Genomic DNA, 15,922 nt, shown 5'->3' with positions numbered 1-15,922 from the left:
GAAAGGCTGATGAGCGAGGCCAACCCCCTCAAGCGAGTGGCCCGTAAGGTGACCGAGGGCCTGCACGGCGAGGCCGGCGGTCCGCCGGACGGCGTACCCGGCAGGCCCAGCCCCGAGTCGCCCCCCGTCGCCGAACCCACCGAACCCCGCGAGCCGCTGCCCCCGAAGCCGGACCAGACCGGCCCGGACACGGTGTCGCCGACCGGTCAGCCCACCGGCGCCGACCAGGCCCGGGTGGCGCAGTCCGGCAGCTACCTGACGGACGCCCAGGGGACTCGCCTGTACGACACCGACCACTCGCTGAAGGCCGGGCCGCGCGGTCCCGTACTGCTGCAGGACCACCATCTGCGCGAGAAGGTCATGCACTTCGACCACGAGCGCATTCCGGAGCGCGTGGTGCACGCCCGGGGCGCTGGCGCGCACGGGGTGTTCCAGAGCTACGGCACGGCGGCCTCGGTGACCAAGGCCGGGTTCCTGGCCGCGGACGTGGAGACGCCGGTGTTCACGCGGTTCTCCACGGTGGTCGGCTCGCGCGGGTCGTCGGACACCGTGCGGGACACGCGCGGGTTCGCGACGAAGTTCTACACCAGTGAGGGCGTCTTCGACCTGGTCGGCAACAACATCCCGGTCTTCTTCATCCAGGACGCCATCAAGTTCCCGGACGTCGTGCACTCCGTGAAGCCGCACCCCGACCGGGAGATCCCGCAGGCGCAGAGCGCCCACGACACCTTCTGGGACTTCGTGTCGCTGCACACCGAGGCGACCCACCACACCATCTTCTTCATGGGCGACCGGGGCATCCCGCGCTCCTACCGGATGATGGAGGGCTTCGGCGTCCACACCTTCCGGCTGGTGAACGCCGAGGGCGCCACGACGCTGGTGAAGTTCCACTGGAAGCCCAAGCTGGGCGTGCACTCGCTGGTCTGGGACGAGGCGCAGCTCATCAACGGCGTCGACCCGGACTTCCACCGCCGGGACCTCGCCGACGCCATCGAGGCGGGCGCGTACCCGCAGTGGGAGCTGGGCATCCAGACCTTCCCCGACAACCCGGAGCAGACGTTCGAGGGTATCGACCTGCTGGACCCGACCAACATCGTGCCGGAGGAGCTGGCGCCGGTGCAGCCGGTCGGGCTGCTGACCCTGAACCGCAACCCGTCCAACTTCTTCGCCGAGACCGAGCAGATCGCCTTCCACGTCGGGCACCTCGTACCGGGTATCGACGTCACCGACGACCCGCTGCTCGCGGGGCGGCTGTTCTCGTACCTGGACACGCAGATCACCCGTCTGGGCGGCCCCAACTTCCCGCAGCTGCCGATCAACCGGCCGCAGGCGCCGGTCAACGACATGCTGCGCGACGGCATGCACCAGACGGCCGTGCACCGGGGCGTGGCGCCCTACCGGCCCAACTCCCTCGACGGCGGCTGCCCGTTCACCGCGGGCGCGGACACGAGCGCGTTCATCGAGGCTCCGGTGCGGGTGCCGGAGGGGAGGAAGGTCCGTGAGGCGCCGGAGTCGTTCGCGGACCACTTCAGCCAGCCGCGCCGCTTCTGGCTGAGCATGAGCCCGGTGGAGCGCGAGCACATCATCGGCGCCTACACGTTCGAGCTGGGCAAGTGCTACGAGCAGGCGATCCGGGAGCGGACGCTCCAGGTCCTGGCCAACATCGACCCCGAGCTGTGCGCGGGCGTCGCCGAGGGCCTCGGCCTGCCTGTCCCGGAGCCGACCGTGCCCCTGGCCGACGTCGAGCCCAGCCCGGCGCTGTCCCAGGTGGGCCGTACCTGGCCGCTGGACGGCAGGGTCGTCGGCATCGTGACCGGCGGCGCGGACCTGGAAGGCGTGGCGGCCGTGCGGGAGGCGGTGCTGAGCGCCGGGATGGTGCCGCTGATCGTGGCGCCGACCGGCGGCACCCTCGGCTCCGGCGACGCCGCGCTGACCGTGCAGCGCAGCTATGTCACCGCGCGGTCGGTCGAGTTCGACGCGGTGCTGATCGCGGGGACGCCCGACATGGGCGGCGACGCCTACACCCCGCGGGACTACAAGGCGGGTCCGGCGCCCGCGGGGCCGGGGACGGTCGACCCGCGGGTGACTCTGCTGCTGTCGGAGGCGTTCCGGCACGGCAAGGCGATCGGTGTCTGGGCCGGCGGCACGCCGGCGCTCGAGGCGTCGGGGGTGCCCACCGACGCTCCGGGTGTGGTCGTCGCCGACTCCGGCACCGCCGCCCTGGAGCGGGTCACGGAGCTGATGGGCTCGCACCGGGTGTGGGAACGCTTCACCACACCGCGGGGCTGATCCACCGGACCGCGGGGCCGGGCACCGACGTCGGTGCCCGGCCCCCTGGTGTGTTCAGCACAGGACGCGCAGCGCGCCGGGCAGCACCCTGGCCGTGACGGGTACGACGGCCTCGACCTCGCCGTCGGCGCCGTAGGGTATCGCCCGGTCCGCCTCGATGCGGACCTCCCGGCCGCGCAGGACCCGGACCTGGGGCCGGTGGACGTGGGCGCCCGTCGACAGTTCGTTCATCAGGGCGAAGAACAGCCGCCGCGGCGCCTCGTGGATCATCACCACGTCGAGCAGGCCGTCGTCCACGCGGGCGGAAGGGGCGATGAGGCGGTTGAAGCCGTAGTAGCCGGAGTTGGCGGCCACCGCCGTGTAGCCGGTGAAGGCGTGCTCCTCGCCGTCGACCGTGACGCGGTAGCGCGTCGCGCGCCAGCCCGCGACGGCCCGCACCGCCCCCGCGTAGTAGGAGGCGGCCCCCCGCAGCAGGCGCGTGGTGTTGGCGTGCCGGTTGGCGAGCGCGTCGACACCGGCGTACACGCTGCCGAGGACCACGGTGCGGTCGTGGACGGCGGAGGTGACCTCGACGGTGTCGACGGGGCGGGGGTCGCCGTGCAGCAGCACCTCGGCCAGTTCGGCCGGCTCGGTGGGCAGCCTCAGTGCCCGGGCGAAGTCGTTGCCGCGTCCGGCCGGGACGAGCCCGAGCACGGTGCCGGTACCGCTGAGGGCGCCGCCGATCCCGCCCGCCATGCCGTCACCGCCGACGGCGAGCACCACGCGGCCCCGCTCCCCGGCCTGCCGGGCGAGTTCGCGGGCGTGCGCGAGGCTGTGGCTGTACTCGGTCTCCAGCCCGGCCCCCGCCTCCCGCAGCAGCCGGGCCACCCCGAGCAGCGCGGCGGCCGAGGTGGCGCCGCCCGCGGTGGGGTTGACGACGGCGGTGAACTGTCGCATCGATGTGCCTCCGGGCTGACGGGTGGTGCCGGACTGTTGTCTCACGGGGTTGGGCGCGTGCCGTTCGCCGGGGTCAGTCCACGGGCAGCAGGACGCCCGGGCTGAGCAGCCCTGCGGGGTCCAGGCTCCGCTTGACGGCGCGCAGGGCTCCGACACCGAGGGGGCCCGCCTCCCGGACGTACCAGTCGCGGTGGTCGGTGCCCACCGCGTGGTGGTGGGTGATGGTGCCGCCCGCGGCGAGGATCGCCTCGTTGGCGGCGTGCTTGGCCCGGGCCCAGTGCGCCACGGCGTCCTCGCCCTGGGCGGAGACGACCGTGAAGTAGAGGGAGGCGCCGTTCTCGTAGACGTGCGAGATGTGGCACATGACCAGGGGCGGGGTGCCGGCCTCGGTGAGGGTGGCGGTGAGCGCCTCGCGGACGGCGGCGTAGAGGGCGGGGAGGCGGGACCAGTAGGCCGCCGTCTCCAGGGTCTCGGCGAGCGCGCCGGCGTCGAGCAGCGAGTCGCGCAGGTACGGCGCCGAGTAGCGGCCGTGGGCCCAGCGCTCCCCCGGTTCCTCGCCCGCGAAGGTGCCGCCGCTCTCGCGCAGGACGGCGGCGGCGCCCTCGCGGCGGTGCGCGGTGTCCTCCTCGGTGCCCTCGAAGCCGACGACCGCGAGGCATCCGGCGTCCTGGTGCTCCAGAGAAGCGCCGATGGCGTCGGGCTGGGCGAGGCCGATCAGGGTCTCGGTCTCGTCGGACAGGCGCAGCACCGTGGGGCGCGGGCCGTCCTGGGCGAGCCGGCGCAGGGCCGTGGCGCCCTGCTCGAAGGAGGCGAAGCGCCAGCCTTCGTAGCGGCGGACCCGGGGCACGGGCCGCACCCGTACGGTGACGGAGGTGATGACGCCGAAGGCGCCCTCGGATCCCAGGACGAGCTGGCGCAGGTCGGGTCCGGCGGCCGAGCGTGGGGCGCGGCCCGTGTCGAGGGTGCCCGAGGGGGTGGCGAGGGTGAGGCCGAGGACCATCTCGTCGAAGCGGCCGTAGCCGGCGGAGGCCTGTCCGCTGGAGCGGGTCGCGGCGAAGCCGCCGACGGTGGCCCACTCGTAGGACTGGGGGAAGTGGCCGAGGGTGTACCCGTGCTCGGCGAGCAGTGCCTCGGCCTCGGGGGCGCGCAGGCCGGGCTGGAGGGTGGCGGTGCGGGAGACCTCGTCCAGGTCGAGCAGGCGGTTCATGCGGCGCAGGTCGAGGGCGACGAAGGCGCCGTCGCGCCCGGGGGCGAGGCCGCCGACGACGGAGGTGCCGCCGCCGAACGGGACGAGCGCCAGACCGTGCTCCGCGCAGGCGGCCAGCACGGCCAGGACCTCGTCGTGGCCGTCCGGGAGGACGACGGCGGCCGGGGCGTCGGTGGTGTCGCCGGTCCGCATCCGCAGCAGGTCGGGGGTGGACTTGCCGCGGGTGTGCCGGATGCGGCTCTCCGCGTCCGTGCGCACGTCGTCCGCACGGCCCCCGACGGCCGCCTCCAGCGCACTCCGGGCGGCCTCGCCCAGCGGTGACTCCGGTACGGCGATCTCCTTCAGCGGGAGCGCGGCGGCGTCGCGGGGTGTGACGCCGAGCAGTTCGCGCAGCAGCCCGGTCACTGTGTCGGGCAGCGGCGTCGCCCTGGCCGGGTCGCCCCAGCCGTTCCACAGCATGTCCATTGCCTGTCGTCCTCACGGTCGCTTCGAGGGATGCCGTCCGCACCGCCCCGCTGGGCGTTACACTGTGACACATGACGCCCAATCGTCACAACCACTCGAGCAGGCAGACCCCCGCCGACAACGACACGGTGCTGGACGCCGTGCGCGACTGCGTGATGGCCGTCGGGGTGCGCCGCACGACGATGACCGACGTCGCCCGCCGTGCCGGCGTCTCCCGGATGACGCTGTACCGGCGCTGGCCGGACGTGCGGTCCCTGGTCGGCGATCTGATGACCCGGGAGTGGATCGCGGTGGCCACCGGCGCCGTCCCCGGACCACGGCAGGACACCGGCACCCGCCCCCGCATCGTCGACGGCCTCGTGACCGGGGTGGAGGCGTTCCGCGCCCACCCCCTCTTCCGCAAGATCGTCGACGTCGATCCGGAGCTGCTCCTGCCCTACGTCCTCGACCGGCGCGGGGCGAGCCAGGAGGCTCTGCTGGAGCTGCTGTCGGACGCGCTGGAGGAGGGCCACGCCGACGGGTCGGTACGCAGGATGCACACCGGGCGGCAGGCACGGTCGGTGCTGCTGGTCGTCCAGTCCTTCGCCCTGTCGCTGCGGACCATGACCGACGAGGACGACGCCGAGCTGACCCCCGCGGCCCTCCTCGCGGAGCTGCGCACCATCCTGGAGAGGACCCTCACGCCATGAGCCCCACCGACAGCCCCGCCGCCGGAGCCTCCCTGTCCGCCGCACGGCGCTCGCGCGAACTCACCGAGGCGGTGGGCGGTCCCGTCGTGGACGTCCTGGTCGTCGGTCTCGGCGCGACCGGGGCCGGCGCCGCCCTGGACGCCGCCGCCCGCGGCCTGAGCGTCGTCGCGGTGGACGCCCACGACCTGGCCTTCGGCACCTCCCGCTGGAGCTCCAAGCTCATCCACGGCGGTCTGCGCTACCTCGCCTCCGGCCAGCTCGACGTCGCCCACGAGAGCGCGGTGGAGCGCGGGGTGCTGATGGAGCGCACGGCGCCCCACCTGGTGCGCGCCCAGCCCTTCGTACTGCCGCTCACCCCCCTGGTCTCCCGCGGCCAGGGTGCGCTGGCCTGGGCCGGCTTCCGGGCCGGGGACACCCTGCGCCTCGCGGCGCGCACCGCACGGGCCACGCTGCCCGCGCCGCGGCGCCTGTCCGCCGTGGAGACCCGCCACCTCGCCCCGGCGCTGCGCTCCGACCGGCTGCGCGGGGGTCTGCTGTCCTGGGACGGCCGGCTCACCGACGACGCCCGGCTGGTGACGGCGCTGGCCCGGACCGCCGCGGCCCGCGGTGCGCGGATCCTGACCCGGGTCAGGGCGCTGGAGCTGACCGGGTCCGGCGCCCGCGTGCGCGACGAGCTGACCGGCGAGGAGGGCGTGATACGGGCCCGCGCGGTGGTCAACGCCTCCGGGGTGTGGGCCGGCGACCTCGTGGACGGCATCCGCATCCGCCCCTCCCGCGGCACCCACCTCGTCCTGCGCTCCGAGCACCTCGGTCCGCTCCCGGCGGGCCTGCACGTGCCGATCCCCGGGGAGACCAACCGCTTCGTCCTCGTCCTGCCCCAGGGCGACGGCCGGGTCTACGTGGGCCTCACCGACGAGCCCGTGGACGGGGACGTCCCGGACGTGCCGGAGGTGCCCGAGACCGACGTCGGTTTCCTGCTCGACGTGCTCGGCTCGGTACTGGAGATGCCGGTCCACCGCGAGGACGTGGTGGGCGCCTTCGCGGGTCTGCGCCCCCTGCTCGACACCACGCCTTCGGGCCGGCCCGGCGCCGGGCCCCGCACGGCGGACGTCTCCCGCCGGCACGCCGTGCTCACCTCGTCCGAGGGCGTGATCACCGTGGTCGGCGGCAAGCTCACCACGTACCGGCGCATGGCCGAGGACGCCGTGGACGCCGCCGTCGCCGCCCGCGGCCTGGCCGCCGGCCCGTCCCCCACGGCCGCGCTGCCCCTGGTCGGCGCGGCCACCCCGCACGCCCTGGCCGGACTGCGGGCGCCACGCCGCCTGATATCCCGCTACGGCACCGAGGCCCCGGCCGTCCAGGCCCTCGCCGCCCGGGATCCCCGCCTCGCCGAGCGCGTACTGCCGGACCACCCCGTCACCGGGGCGGAACTGGTGTGGGCCCTGCGCCACGAGGGCGCCCTCGACGAGGCCGACCTGCTCGACCGGCGCACCCGCATCGGCCTGGTCCCCGAGGACCGCGCGGCGGCCCTGAACGCCGTGCACGGCCTCGTCGCCGAGATCGGCGAGAGCGGCGAGAGCGGCGAGCTCACGGCGGACCGGGGCTGAAGCCGGCCGCGGCTCCCGGCCGGCACGGCAGCCGCCCGGCTCGCGGGCTGGGGCGCCGAGCCGGGCGGGCCGGCCGAGCGGACTCGGCCGGAGCGGCAGGCGGCCCGGAGAGCGGGCGCCTGCCCGGTCAGGTGTTGCGGTCGTCCTCCTGGACGGCCCTGCGGAGTTTCGCCTCGATCTTGTGCCGGGACTGACCTCCCTCCTTGACGTACTCCGTCATCGCGGTCCGCGCGTCCCGGTCCAGGTCGCGCCAGGCCCGTACGGCCGTCTCATAGGTGTCCGACTGCCGCGGGGTCCACTGATGCTGCGTGGGTGGCCCGTACGAGTCGCGCAGCTCCTCGACCCGGTGCTGTGCCAGGTCCGCCGCGCGGCGCTTGTGCACGAGCTCCTCGAATGTGTGTGCCACCACACTTCGACCGTAGTCAGCGCGGCGCCGTCGCGCGCGTCGAACCCGGCACGGCCGCTGCGGCCGATTCGTTCCGGTCCGCTCAACTGGTCCACGCGAGCGGCGATGGGCCTTAACATCAAGCCACCGACGACGGCCGGGCATATGCGGCACACGAGAGGTGAGGGCAGCGTGGCGGAGATCGAGGGAGCGGCAGTACCGGAGCGGCTGCTGATCACCCGCACCACCACGGGCGACGGCGTCAGCCTCGTGATCCTCGCCGGAGAGGTCGATCTGGACGGCAGCAGTCAGCTGCGCGAGGTCCTGCTGGCATCGGTGGAGTCGGGGCCGGGCACGGTGGTGGACTTCGGCGAGGTGGGGTTCCTGGACTCCAGCGGCATCAACGTACTCATCTCCGCGCACCGGGCCGCCGAGTCCCGGGGGGTCTGGTTCCGGCTCGCCGCGCCGCGCGACGCCGTCGAACGCGTGCTGCGGCTGGTGGGCGTCGACGCGCTCATCCCCTGCTACCCGAGTGTGGAGCAGGCCCTGACCGCCTGACGGGGTCAGGTCAGCGGCAGGCGCGCGTACACCGTCTTGCCCGTCGCGTGCGGCTTGGTGATGACCTCGTCGCACAGCCGCGTCACGATCTCCAGCCCGTGCCTGCCGACCCGCACGGGGTCACGGGGCAGGAACGTGGGAAACGCGTCCCCCGTGTCCGACACCGCGATCTCCACACCGTCGCCCACCAGGGTCAGCTCCAGCCGGCAGGGGCCGGGCGCGTGCCGCAGCGCGTTCGTCACCAGTTCGCTCGTGACCAGGCGGGCGGCGTCCAGGAAGGTGTCCGCCAGGTCCACGCCCCGCTCGGCGAGGCGTGCGACGAAGCCCTGCACGACGTCCCTGGAGGCAGGGATCATCGCGGATCCGCCCCTGAACTCCACCACCGCGGACACGACGGAGCCGTCCGCGGTATCGGGTCCGTGCGCCGGATTCATACCGAGCCTCACCGTCCGGTCCGGGGCCGAGTGGAGGGAGCGAAGGTCCCCGGCTCTCACGATACGCACCAGGGCGCTCCCCACGATCCGTTTGCCCCAACTTCCGCCGGACGCGCCGGTTTTTGAACGGACCCGGCCGACTCGGCGGGAAACGGCACCGCCCCCGGCCGGTGCGGGACGAGGGCGGTACCGGAAACGGTGGGACAAATCGACGGGTCAGGAGGCGGTGCAGGTGCCGACCGTGGGCGCGGCGTCGCTGCCGTTCTTCGCCGCGGTGAACCCGAAGCTGGTGGACGCTCCGGCCGCCAGGGTGCCGTTCCAGCTCGGCCGCACCGTCATGACGTTGCCGCTCCAGGTGGGCGTGCCGTTCCAGAGGGAGGAGACGGACTGCTGCGCGGGCAGGGTGACCGTCGTGGTCCAGGAGCTGATCGGCTCGCTGCCCGCGGTGATGGTGACCTGGCCGTTGTAACCGCTGCTCCAGTCCGCGGTCCTGGTGTACGTGGCCGTGCAGCTCGCGGTGCCGTCGCCCGGGTCACCGGGATCGCCCGGGTCGTTCGGGTCACCGGGGCCGCCCGTGCCGCCGAGGGCGGACAGGACGGCGTCGTAGGCCGGCTTCTCGTTGTAGTCGCCGTCGAACAGCAGCGGGGTGCCGCTGCTGCGCCACGAGTACTTGTCGGTGACGCCCCAGACGGTCATGCCGGTGCAACGGCTCACCGCGAGGCAGGCCTCGACCACCTCGGTGTAGTCGGCGGCCTGCGCGGAGCCGGAGCCCTCGATGTCGAGCTCCGTGATCTGCACGTCCACGCCGAGGTCGGCGAAGCGCTGGAGGTTCGGCCGGTAGTCGGACGGGACCGGTGAGTTGCTGTTGAAGTGGGACTGGAAGCCGACGCAGTCGATGGGCACGCCACGGGACTTGAAGTCCTTGACCATGTCGTAGACGGCATTGCTCTTCGCGTTGACACCGTCGGTGTTGTAGTCGTTGTAGCAGAGCTTGGCGGCCGGGTCGGCGGCGCGGGCGGTGCGGAACGCCTCCTCGATGAATCCGTTGCCCAGCTTGTCCTGGAAGGGCGAGCTGCGCCGGGCGCCGCTCCCGCCGTCCTGGAACGCCTCGTTGACGACGTCCCAGCTGTGGATCTCCCCCTTGTAGTGGCCCATCAGGCCCTTGATGTGGTCGTTCATCGCGGTGCGCAGGTCGGAGGCGCCCAGCGAGCCCACCCAGGAGGGCAGTTGGGAGTGCCAGACGAGGGTGTGGCCGCGCACGTCCATGCCCTGGCTCTGCGCGTGGTCCACGATCCGGTCGGCGGAGGTGAAGGTGAAGGTGCCGCGACTGGGCTCGGTGGCGTCCCACTTCATCTCGTTCTCGGGCGTGACCGAGCTGAACTCGCGGTCCAGCGTGGCGGCGTAGTCGGCCTCGCCGAGGTGGCTCGCCGCCACGGCGGTGCCGAAGTAGCGGCCCTGGCCGGCCGCCGCGGACCCGAGCGTGTCGGCGGCTTCGGCGGAGTGGGCCGCGGCCGTCAGCGCGGCCGCGGCCACGAGACCGGCGGTGGCCGCTCTCGACAGGCGTCTCAAAGTCATGCTCATGTCATCCCGTCCCTTGAATCGGTGTGCGGAGGCCGTTCGGAAGGGCGGAAGCCGCCGAACTTCGCCCGGGAAGGTCGAAAGTTTCGGACTGATTTCCGAATGTCGCGGAGGAGATTACGGACTCCCGTCCGCGAGGTCAACGCCCCGTCACCACCGCGTCACGCTCACCCGTGCGGCCCGACCGCGTGCGCGATCCGGGGGTGGTGGCGCATTCTTGCTGTGTCGCCCGCGCGGCGGCGCACGGACGAGGTGGGGCCGATGAGCACAGGCGCCGAGAACGCGGGGCAGACCGCCCGGATGCCCGGACGGCTGACGGCGCTGCTGATCGACGCGTCCACCCGGGCGATCGGCGCGGCCGGCGGCCGTGTGGGCGGCGTGTACCTGCGTTCCCCCACCCCCGGCCTGCTGCGGCTCGCCGTCCTCACCGGACTGCCCGGACAGCTCTTCCGCCCCTGGTGGCGCCTGCACACCGACAGCCCGTTCCCGGTCGCCGACGCCTACCGGCTGGGCGTCCGCGTGGTGCTGCCCAACGCCGCCGAGACCATGCGCCGATACCCGCAGTTCGCGGCCGGTCTGCCCTTCCCCTTCGGGTCCCTGTACGTGCCGGTCGCCGGCGCGAGCCGGACCTACGGCGTGCTGACCGTCCTGCGTCCCCCCGCCCCGGACGCCGCCGACGTGCTGGAGGGCGCGGACCGCGTGGCCGGGCTGGCGCAGGACCTGGGCGCGGCCCTGGAGCGGCTGGACGCCGAGCACGACGCGCCGCCGGTCGCCTGGGAGGGCGAGCCGCTGTGTGTGCGGCCGCCCGCCTCGCAACGGCACGCGCAGCGGGCCGGAAGTTTCGGCTGGGAGCCGGACTCCGGCACCGTCACCCTCGACGAGCCGCTGTGCGCCCTGCTCGGCGTCGCGGCCGAGGTCGCCGGGACCCGGGCGGCGCTCGAGACGCTCACCGGCGTCCTGGCCCCCGACGACGGACACCGGATCGCCGCGGCGCTGCGGGACACCACCGCGGGCCGGCCGCCGCGGCTGCCCTTGTACGTGCGCACCGCGGACGGTTCACTGCGCCTGGTGGAGCTGTGGCGGCCGCAGTCCGCACCGCCCGTCGGCGGGCCGGTGCGCGGCGCCGTGCTCGACCCCTTCGCCGGCACCGTGGCCGACGCCGCGGCCGACCTGCTGCCCGAGGGCGTCATGTGCGTGGACCGCCTCGGCACCGTCGTCTACGCGAATCCCCGCGCCGCCCGGTTGCTGGGCGGGCCACGGGCGAGGCTGCTCGGCCGCTCCCTGTGGGAGGCCGCGCCCTGGCTGGACCAGGCCACCTACGAGGACCACCTGCGCGGTGCCCTGCTCTCCCCGGAGCCGGTCCGCTTCCACGTCCGGCGGCCGCCCGACACCGGCCGCCGCACCACGCCGCAGCCCTACGAGGGTGACTGGCTCGCCGTCTGCGTGTATCCCGGGCCGGACTTCCTGACGGCCACGCTCCGCCCGGCCAACCGGGTGGCCGACGCGTCCGCCGGCCTCACCCCCGAGCACGGGGTTCCCGAGGGCGCCCCCGAGCCCGAGCCGGGCGACCCGGCTCCGCCGATCGCCACGACGGCACCGGAGTACCGCCCCATCGTCCTGGCCGTGGCCCTCACCGAGGCGGTCACCGCCCGCCAGGTGTCCGCCGTGGTCGTACGGGAGCTGCTGTCGGCGTTCGGCGGCCGTCGGCTCGCCATCTATCTGCTCCAGGACCGTCATCTGCATCTGGCGTGGGAGACGGGCTTCCCGCCCGGCTTCCTCACACCCTTCGAGGGGGTGCCGCTGGACGCCCGGCTGCCGGGGGTCGAGACGCTGACCAGCGGCAGGCCGCTCTTCTTCGACTCGATGCACGCGCTGGCCTCCGCGTATCCGGGCATCCCGCTGGACGCCACGGAGGGCGCCCGTGCCTTCCTGCCGCTGATCGCCTCCGGGCGGCCGGTCGGCTCCTGCATCCTCGGCTTCGAGCGGTCCCGGGGCTTCAGCGCCGAGGAGCGCACGGTGCTCACCGCCCTCGCCGGGCTCATCGCCCACGCCATGGAGAAGGCCCGGCGCTACGAGTCCGAGACCGCGCTCGCCCGCGGGCTGCAGGAGGTGCTGCTGCCCCGGCGGCTGCCCGCGCACCCGCTTCTCGAGACGGCGGGCCGCTATCTGCCCGGCACCCAGGGGATGGAGGTGGGCGGGGACTGGTACGACGTGGTGGCGTCCGGGGACGGCATGGCCCTGGTCATCGGGGACGTGCAGGGGCACGGCGTGCAGGCCGCGGCCACCATGGGGCAACTGCGCAGCGCCGTGCGCGCCTTCGCCCTCGGCGACCGTCCGCCCGACGAGGTGATGAGCGGCGTCAACCACCTGCTGGCCGACCTGGACCCGGGCCTGTTCGCGAGCTGCTGCTACATCCGGCTCGACCCCGCCACCGGACGGGCCTGCGCGGCCCGCGCGGGACACCCGCCACCACTGCTGCGCCACCCGGACGGACGCACCGAGACCCTCGACCTGCCCGGCGGGGTGGTGCTCGGGGTGGACCCGTGCGCGCCCTACCCACTGACCGAGTTCGAAGTGGAGCCCGGTGCCGTCCTCGCCCTCTACACGGACGGCCTCGTGGAGCGGCCCGGCACCGACATCGACGACGGGATCACCGCCCTGCGCCTCGCGCTGGCCCGGGCCGGGGCGCCCGCCGCGCGGCCGGGGAGCCGTTCCCTCGCGGGCGTCGCGGACCGGATCGTCGTGACCGCCCGGCACACCACGGACCGGCCCGACGACATCGCCCTGCTGCTCGCCACCCGCCGCGCCCGCCCCGGGAGCACCGGATGAGTACGGCCGTGCCCGCCCGGGAGACACCCGGTGCGAACGCCCGCGGGACCCGTCCGGCGGAACCGCCTGTCACGCGGGGTGCCCCTCGCCTCCCGGGGCCCGGCAGTGTAGACATGAGCACATGGTCCGACTGATGGGTCGATCGGGAGAACGGTCACCCCGTCGTCCCGGCGGCCCGCACGCCCGACACCGGCAGGACGCGGACCGGTCACGGCGGGGAGCGGACGCGGGGCGGCCCGCCTCGGCGCTGCGCTCTGCGCTGTCCGGGCGCAGCGTGGCCGGCCAGGTCTTCGTGATGAACGTGGTCATCGTGCTGCTGCTCGTGGTGGCCGCGGCGGTCGCGCTGGTGCTCCAGGTGCGGCACGACAGCACGGTGGAGGCCCGCAACCGGTCCGTCTCGGTGGCCGAGACGTTCGCCAACTCCCCCGGCATCCTGGAGGCGCTGCGCGGCCCCGACCCCACGGCGGTGCTCCAGCCCCGCGCCGAGGCGGTGCGCAGGGCCACGGACGTGGACTTCGTGGTCGTCACCAACACCGAGGGCATCCGCTACACCCACCCCAAGCCGGACCGCATCGGCAAGAAGTTCGTCGGGAACATCGCCCCCGCGCTGGCCGGGAAGACGGTGACCGAGGAGATCGAGGGCACCATCGGCCCGCTGGTCCAGGCCGTCGTGCCCGTCGAGGACCCCGACGGCAGGGTGGTGGGCCTGGTCTCGGCCGGCATCACGACGGAGAACGTGGGCGGTGTCGCCGACCGCCAGCTGCCCCTCGTGCTCAGCGCGGCGGCCCTCGGACTGGCCCTGGCGACGGGGGGCACGGCCCTGGTGAGCCGACGGCTGCTGCGGCAGACGCACGGCCTGGGGCCGCACGAGATGACCCGGATGTACGAACACCACGACGCCGTCCTGCACAGCGTCCGCGAGGGCGTACTCATCGTCGGCGGGGAGCTCAGACTGCTGCTCGCCAACGACGAGGCGCGGCGCCTGCTCGACCTGCCCGCCGACGCCGAGGGCCGGCACGTCAGCGCGCTCGGCCTGCCGTCCGACCTGGCGGAGCTGCTGGCCTCCGGCCAGGCCGCCACCGACGAGGTGCACCTGGTCAAGGACCGGCTGCTGGCCATCAACCAGCGGCCCACGGACGTACGGGGCGGTCCGGCCGGCAGCGTCGCGACGCTGCGCGACTCCACCGAGCTGCGGGCTCTGTCCGGCCGGGCGGAGACCGCCCGGGAGCGCCTGGACATCCTGTACGCGGCCGGGGTGGGCATCGGCACCAGCCTGGACGTCACCCGCACCGCCGAGGAACTGGGCGAGCTGGCCGTGCCCCGGTTCGCGGACTACGTCACCGTGGACCTGTTCGACACCGTGCTGGCCGGCGGCCAGCCGGACGGCGCGACGCCACTGCGCCGCACCGCGCTCAGCGGCGTCAGCGAGGAGGCCCCGCTCTATCCGGTGGGCCGGCAGATCCGCTACGTGGACTCCTCCCCGCAGGGCCGCACCCTGCTCACCGGCCGGGCCGTCCTGGAGCCCCGCCTCGGTCAGGCCCCGGGCTGGCAGGCACAGGACATCGAGCGCTCCGCGCAGGTGGTGGAGTACGGCGTCCACTCGCTGATCACCGTCCCGCTGCGCGCGGGCACCCTCGTGCTCGGGGTGGTGAGTTTCTGGCGTTCGGTCAAGCCCGAGCCGTTCGACGAGGACGAGCTGGCGCTCGGCGAGGAACTGGTCGCACGGGCCGCGGTCTCCATCGACAACGCGCGCCGCTACACCCGCGAGCACAGCATGGCGGTGACCCTCCAGCGCAGTCTGCTGCCCCGCAGGCTGCCCGACCAGAACGCCCTGGACGTCGCCTACCGCTACCTGCCCGCGCAGGCGGGGGTCGGCGGGGACTGGTTCGACGTGCTGCCGCTGTCCGGGGCCCGGGTCGCGCTCGTCGTCGGCGACGTCGTCGGGCACGGGCTGCACGCCGCGGCCACCATGGGCCGGCTGCGCACGGCGGTGCACAACTTCACCGCCCTCGACCTGCCGCCCGACGAGCTGCTCGGGCTCCTGGACGAGCTGGTCGGACGGATCGACCAGGACGAGGCGGCCGACGACAGCGCCGCTCCCGTGACCGGCGCGACCTGCCTCTACGCGATCTACGACCCGGTCGCCGGTTCCTGTGTGATCGCCCGGGCGGGCCATCCGCCGCCGGCCCTGATCCGGCCCGACGGCACCGTGGAGTTCCCCGAGGTGCCCGCGGGGCCCCCGCTGGGCCTGGGCGGCCTCCCGTTCGAGACGACGCAACTGCGGCTGGCGGAGGGCAGCCGGCTGGTCCTGTACACCGACGGGCTGGTCGAGGACCGCATGCACGACATCGACGTCGGTCTGGAACAGCTGCGCCGGGCGCTGGAGACGGCCGGCGAAACGCCGGAGGAGACCTGCCGGACCGTCCTGGACGCCCGGCTCCCGGACCGGCCGGGCGACGACATCGCCCTGCTGGTCGCCCGCACCCGGACGCTGGGCCCGGACCAGGTCGCCGAGTGGGAGGTCCCGAACGATCCGGCGGCGGTCGCCGAGGTGCGTTCCCAGGTCACCCGGCGGCTGGGCGAGTGGGGTCTCGACGAGCTGACGTTCACCACGGAGCTGATCCTCAGCGAGCTGGTCACCAACGCGATCCGGTACGGCGGCGAGACCGTCCACGTCCGGGTGCTGCGCGACCGCAGCCTGATCTGCGAGGTGTTCGACAGCAGCAGCACCTCGCCCCATCTGCGCTACGCGGCCATGACGGACGAGGGCGGGCGCGGCCTGTTCCTGGTGGCGCAGCTCGCGGAGCGCTGGGGCACCCGCTACACGCCGGCGGGCAAGGTCATCTGGGCGGAGCAGCCGGTGCCCTGACGGGCGCCGGGACGGTCGCCTTCGGGCCGGGCGGGCGCGACAGCGGTCGCCCCCGAAGGGGTGCGGAAGCGGTCAC

Annotated in this window: 11 protein-coding genes; 6 read left to right on the top strand and 5 right to left on the bottom strand. The window is 74.2% G+C overall.

Annotated elements, in window-relative coordinates; all coding sequences use genetic code 11:
* Positions 1-9: 9 nt before the first annotated feature.
* Entirely contained in the window at positions 10-2,289 is a 2,280-nt protein-coding gene (catB, locus tag ABS735_RS15420; protein ID WP_373905599.1) for a catalase CatB, read from the top strand.
* 54 nt (positions 2,290-2,343) lie between these two features.
* Here the strand turns inward: catB and ABS735_RS15415 are convergent, their stop codons facing one another.
* Positions 2,344-3,225, bottom strand: a complete 882-nt coding sequence (locus ABS735_RS15415) for a diacylglycerol kinase family protein (RefSeq protein WP_373905600.1) — start codon at positions 3,223-3,225, stop codon at positions 2,344-2,346.
* A gap of 73 nt (positions 3,226-3,298) precedes the next feature.
* Entirely contained in the window at positions 3,299-4,897 is a 1,599-nt protein-coding gene (locus tag ABS735_RS15410; protein WP_373905601.1) for an FAD-binding oxidoreductase, read from the bottom strand.
* Between the two features lie 71 nt (positions 4,898-4,968).
* On the opposite strand from ABS735_RS15410, the gene ABS735_RS15405 reads away from it, so the two are divergent.
* Complete coding sequence (locus tag ABS735_RS15405; protein ID WP_373905602.1) at positions 4,969-5,586, top strand: TetR/AcrR family transcriptional regulator; 618 nt, start codon at positions 4,969-4,971, stop codon at positions 5,584-5,586.
* The gene (locus tag ABS735_RS15400) at positions 5,583-7,193 is read left to right on the top strand and encodes a glycerol-3-phosphate dehydrogenase/oxidase (protein ID WP_373905603.1); all 1,611 of its coding nucleotides are present in this window, start codon (positions 5,583-5,585) and stop codon (positions 7,191-7,193) included. The genes ABS735_RS15405 and ABS735_RS15400 overlap by 4 nt, the downstream gene beginning before the upstream one ends.
* 127 nt (positions 7,194-7,320) lie before the next feature.
* Here the strand turns inward: ABS735_RS15400 and ABS735_RS15395 are convergent, their stop codons facing one another.
* Positions 7,321-7,599 carry a hypothetical protein gene (locus ABS735_RS15395; protein ID WP_373906208.1) on the bottom strand — a complete coding sequence of 93 codons (279 nt, stop codon included), beginning with the start codon at positions 7,597-7,599 and terminating at the stop codon, positions 7,321-7,323.
* A 171-nt stretch (positions 7,600-7,770) separates the two neighbouring features.
* Here ABS735_RS15395 and ABS735_RS15390 point away from each other — a divergent pair, with 171 nt between their 5' ends.
* Positions 7,771-8,136 carry an STAS domain-containing protein gene (locus ABS735_RS15390; protein ID WP_373905604.1) on the top strand — a complete coding sequence of 122 codons (366 nt, stop codon included), beginning with the start codon at positions 7,771-7,773 and terminating at the stop codon, positions 8,134-8,136.
* 5 nt (positions 8,137-8,141) lie between these two features.
* Here ABS735_RS15390 and ABS735_RS15385 read toward each other — a convergent pair whose 3' ends face one another.
* The gene (locus ABS735_RS15385; RefSeq protein WP_373905605.1) at positions 8,142-8,570 is read right to left on the bottom strand and encodes an ATP-binding protein; all 429 of its coding nucleotides are present in this window, start codon (positions 8,568-8,570) and stop codon (positions 8,142-8,144) included.
* Positions 8,571-8,786: 216 nt separating this feature from the next.
* Positions 8,787-10,151, bottom strand: coding sequence for a glycoside hydrolase family 10 protein (locus tag ABS735_RS15380; protein ID WP_373905606.1), 1,365 nt, complete (start codon positions 10,149-10,151; stop codon positions 8,787-8,789).
* Positions 10,152-10,409: 258 nt separating this feature from the next.
* On the opposite strand from ABS735_RS15380, the gene ABS735_RS15375 reads away from it, so the two are divergent.
* Both ABS735_RS15375 and ABS735_RS15370 read left to right on the top strand, forming a co-directional pair.
* Positions 10,410-12,977: a SpoIIE family protein phosphatase gene (locus tag ABS735_RS15375; protein WP_373905607.1), complete on the top strand. Its 2,568-nt coding sequence runs from the start codon at positions 10,410-10,412 to the stop codon at positions 12,975-12,977.
* A 121-nt stretch (positions 12,978-13,098) separates the two neighbouring features.
* Positions 13,099-15,846 carry a SpoIIE family protein phosphatase gene (locus tag ABS735_RS15370; RefSeq protein WP_373905608.1) on the top strand — a complete coding sequence of 916 codons (2,748 nt, stop codon included), beginning with the start codon at positions 13,099-13,101 and terminating at the stop codon, positions 15,844-15,846.
* Positions 15,847-15,922 lie beyond the last annotated feature (76 nt).

This window comes from Streptomyces sp. MMCC 100 (assembly GCF_041538145.2).
Lineage (GTDB): Bacteria > Actinomycetota > Actinomycetes > Streptomycetales > Streptomycetaceae > Streptomyces.
Note: the sequence above shows the minus strand (reverse complement) of the source record. Positions and strands in the feature narration are given on the sequence as shown.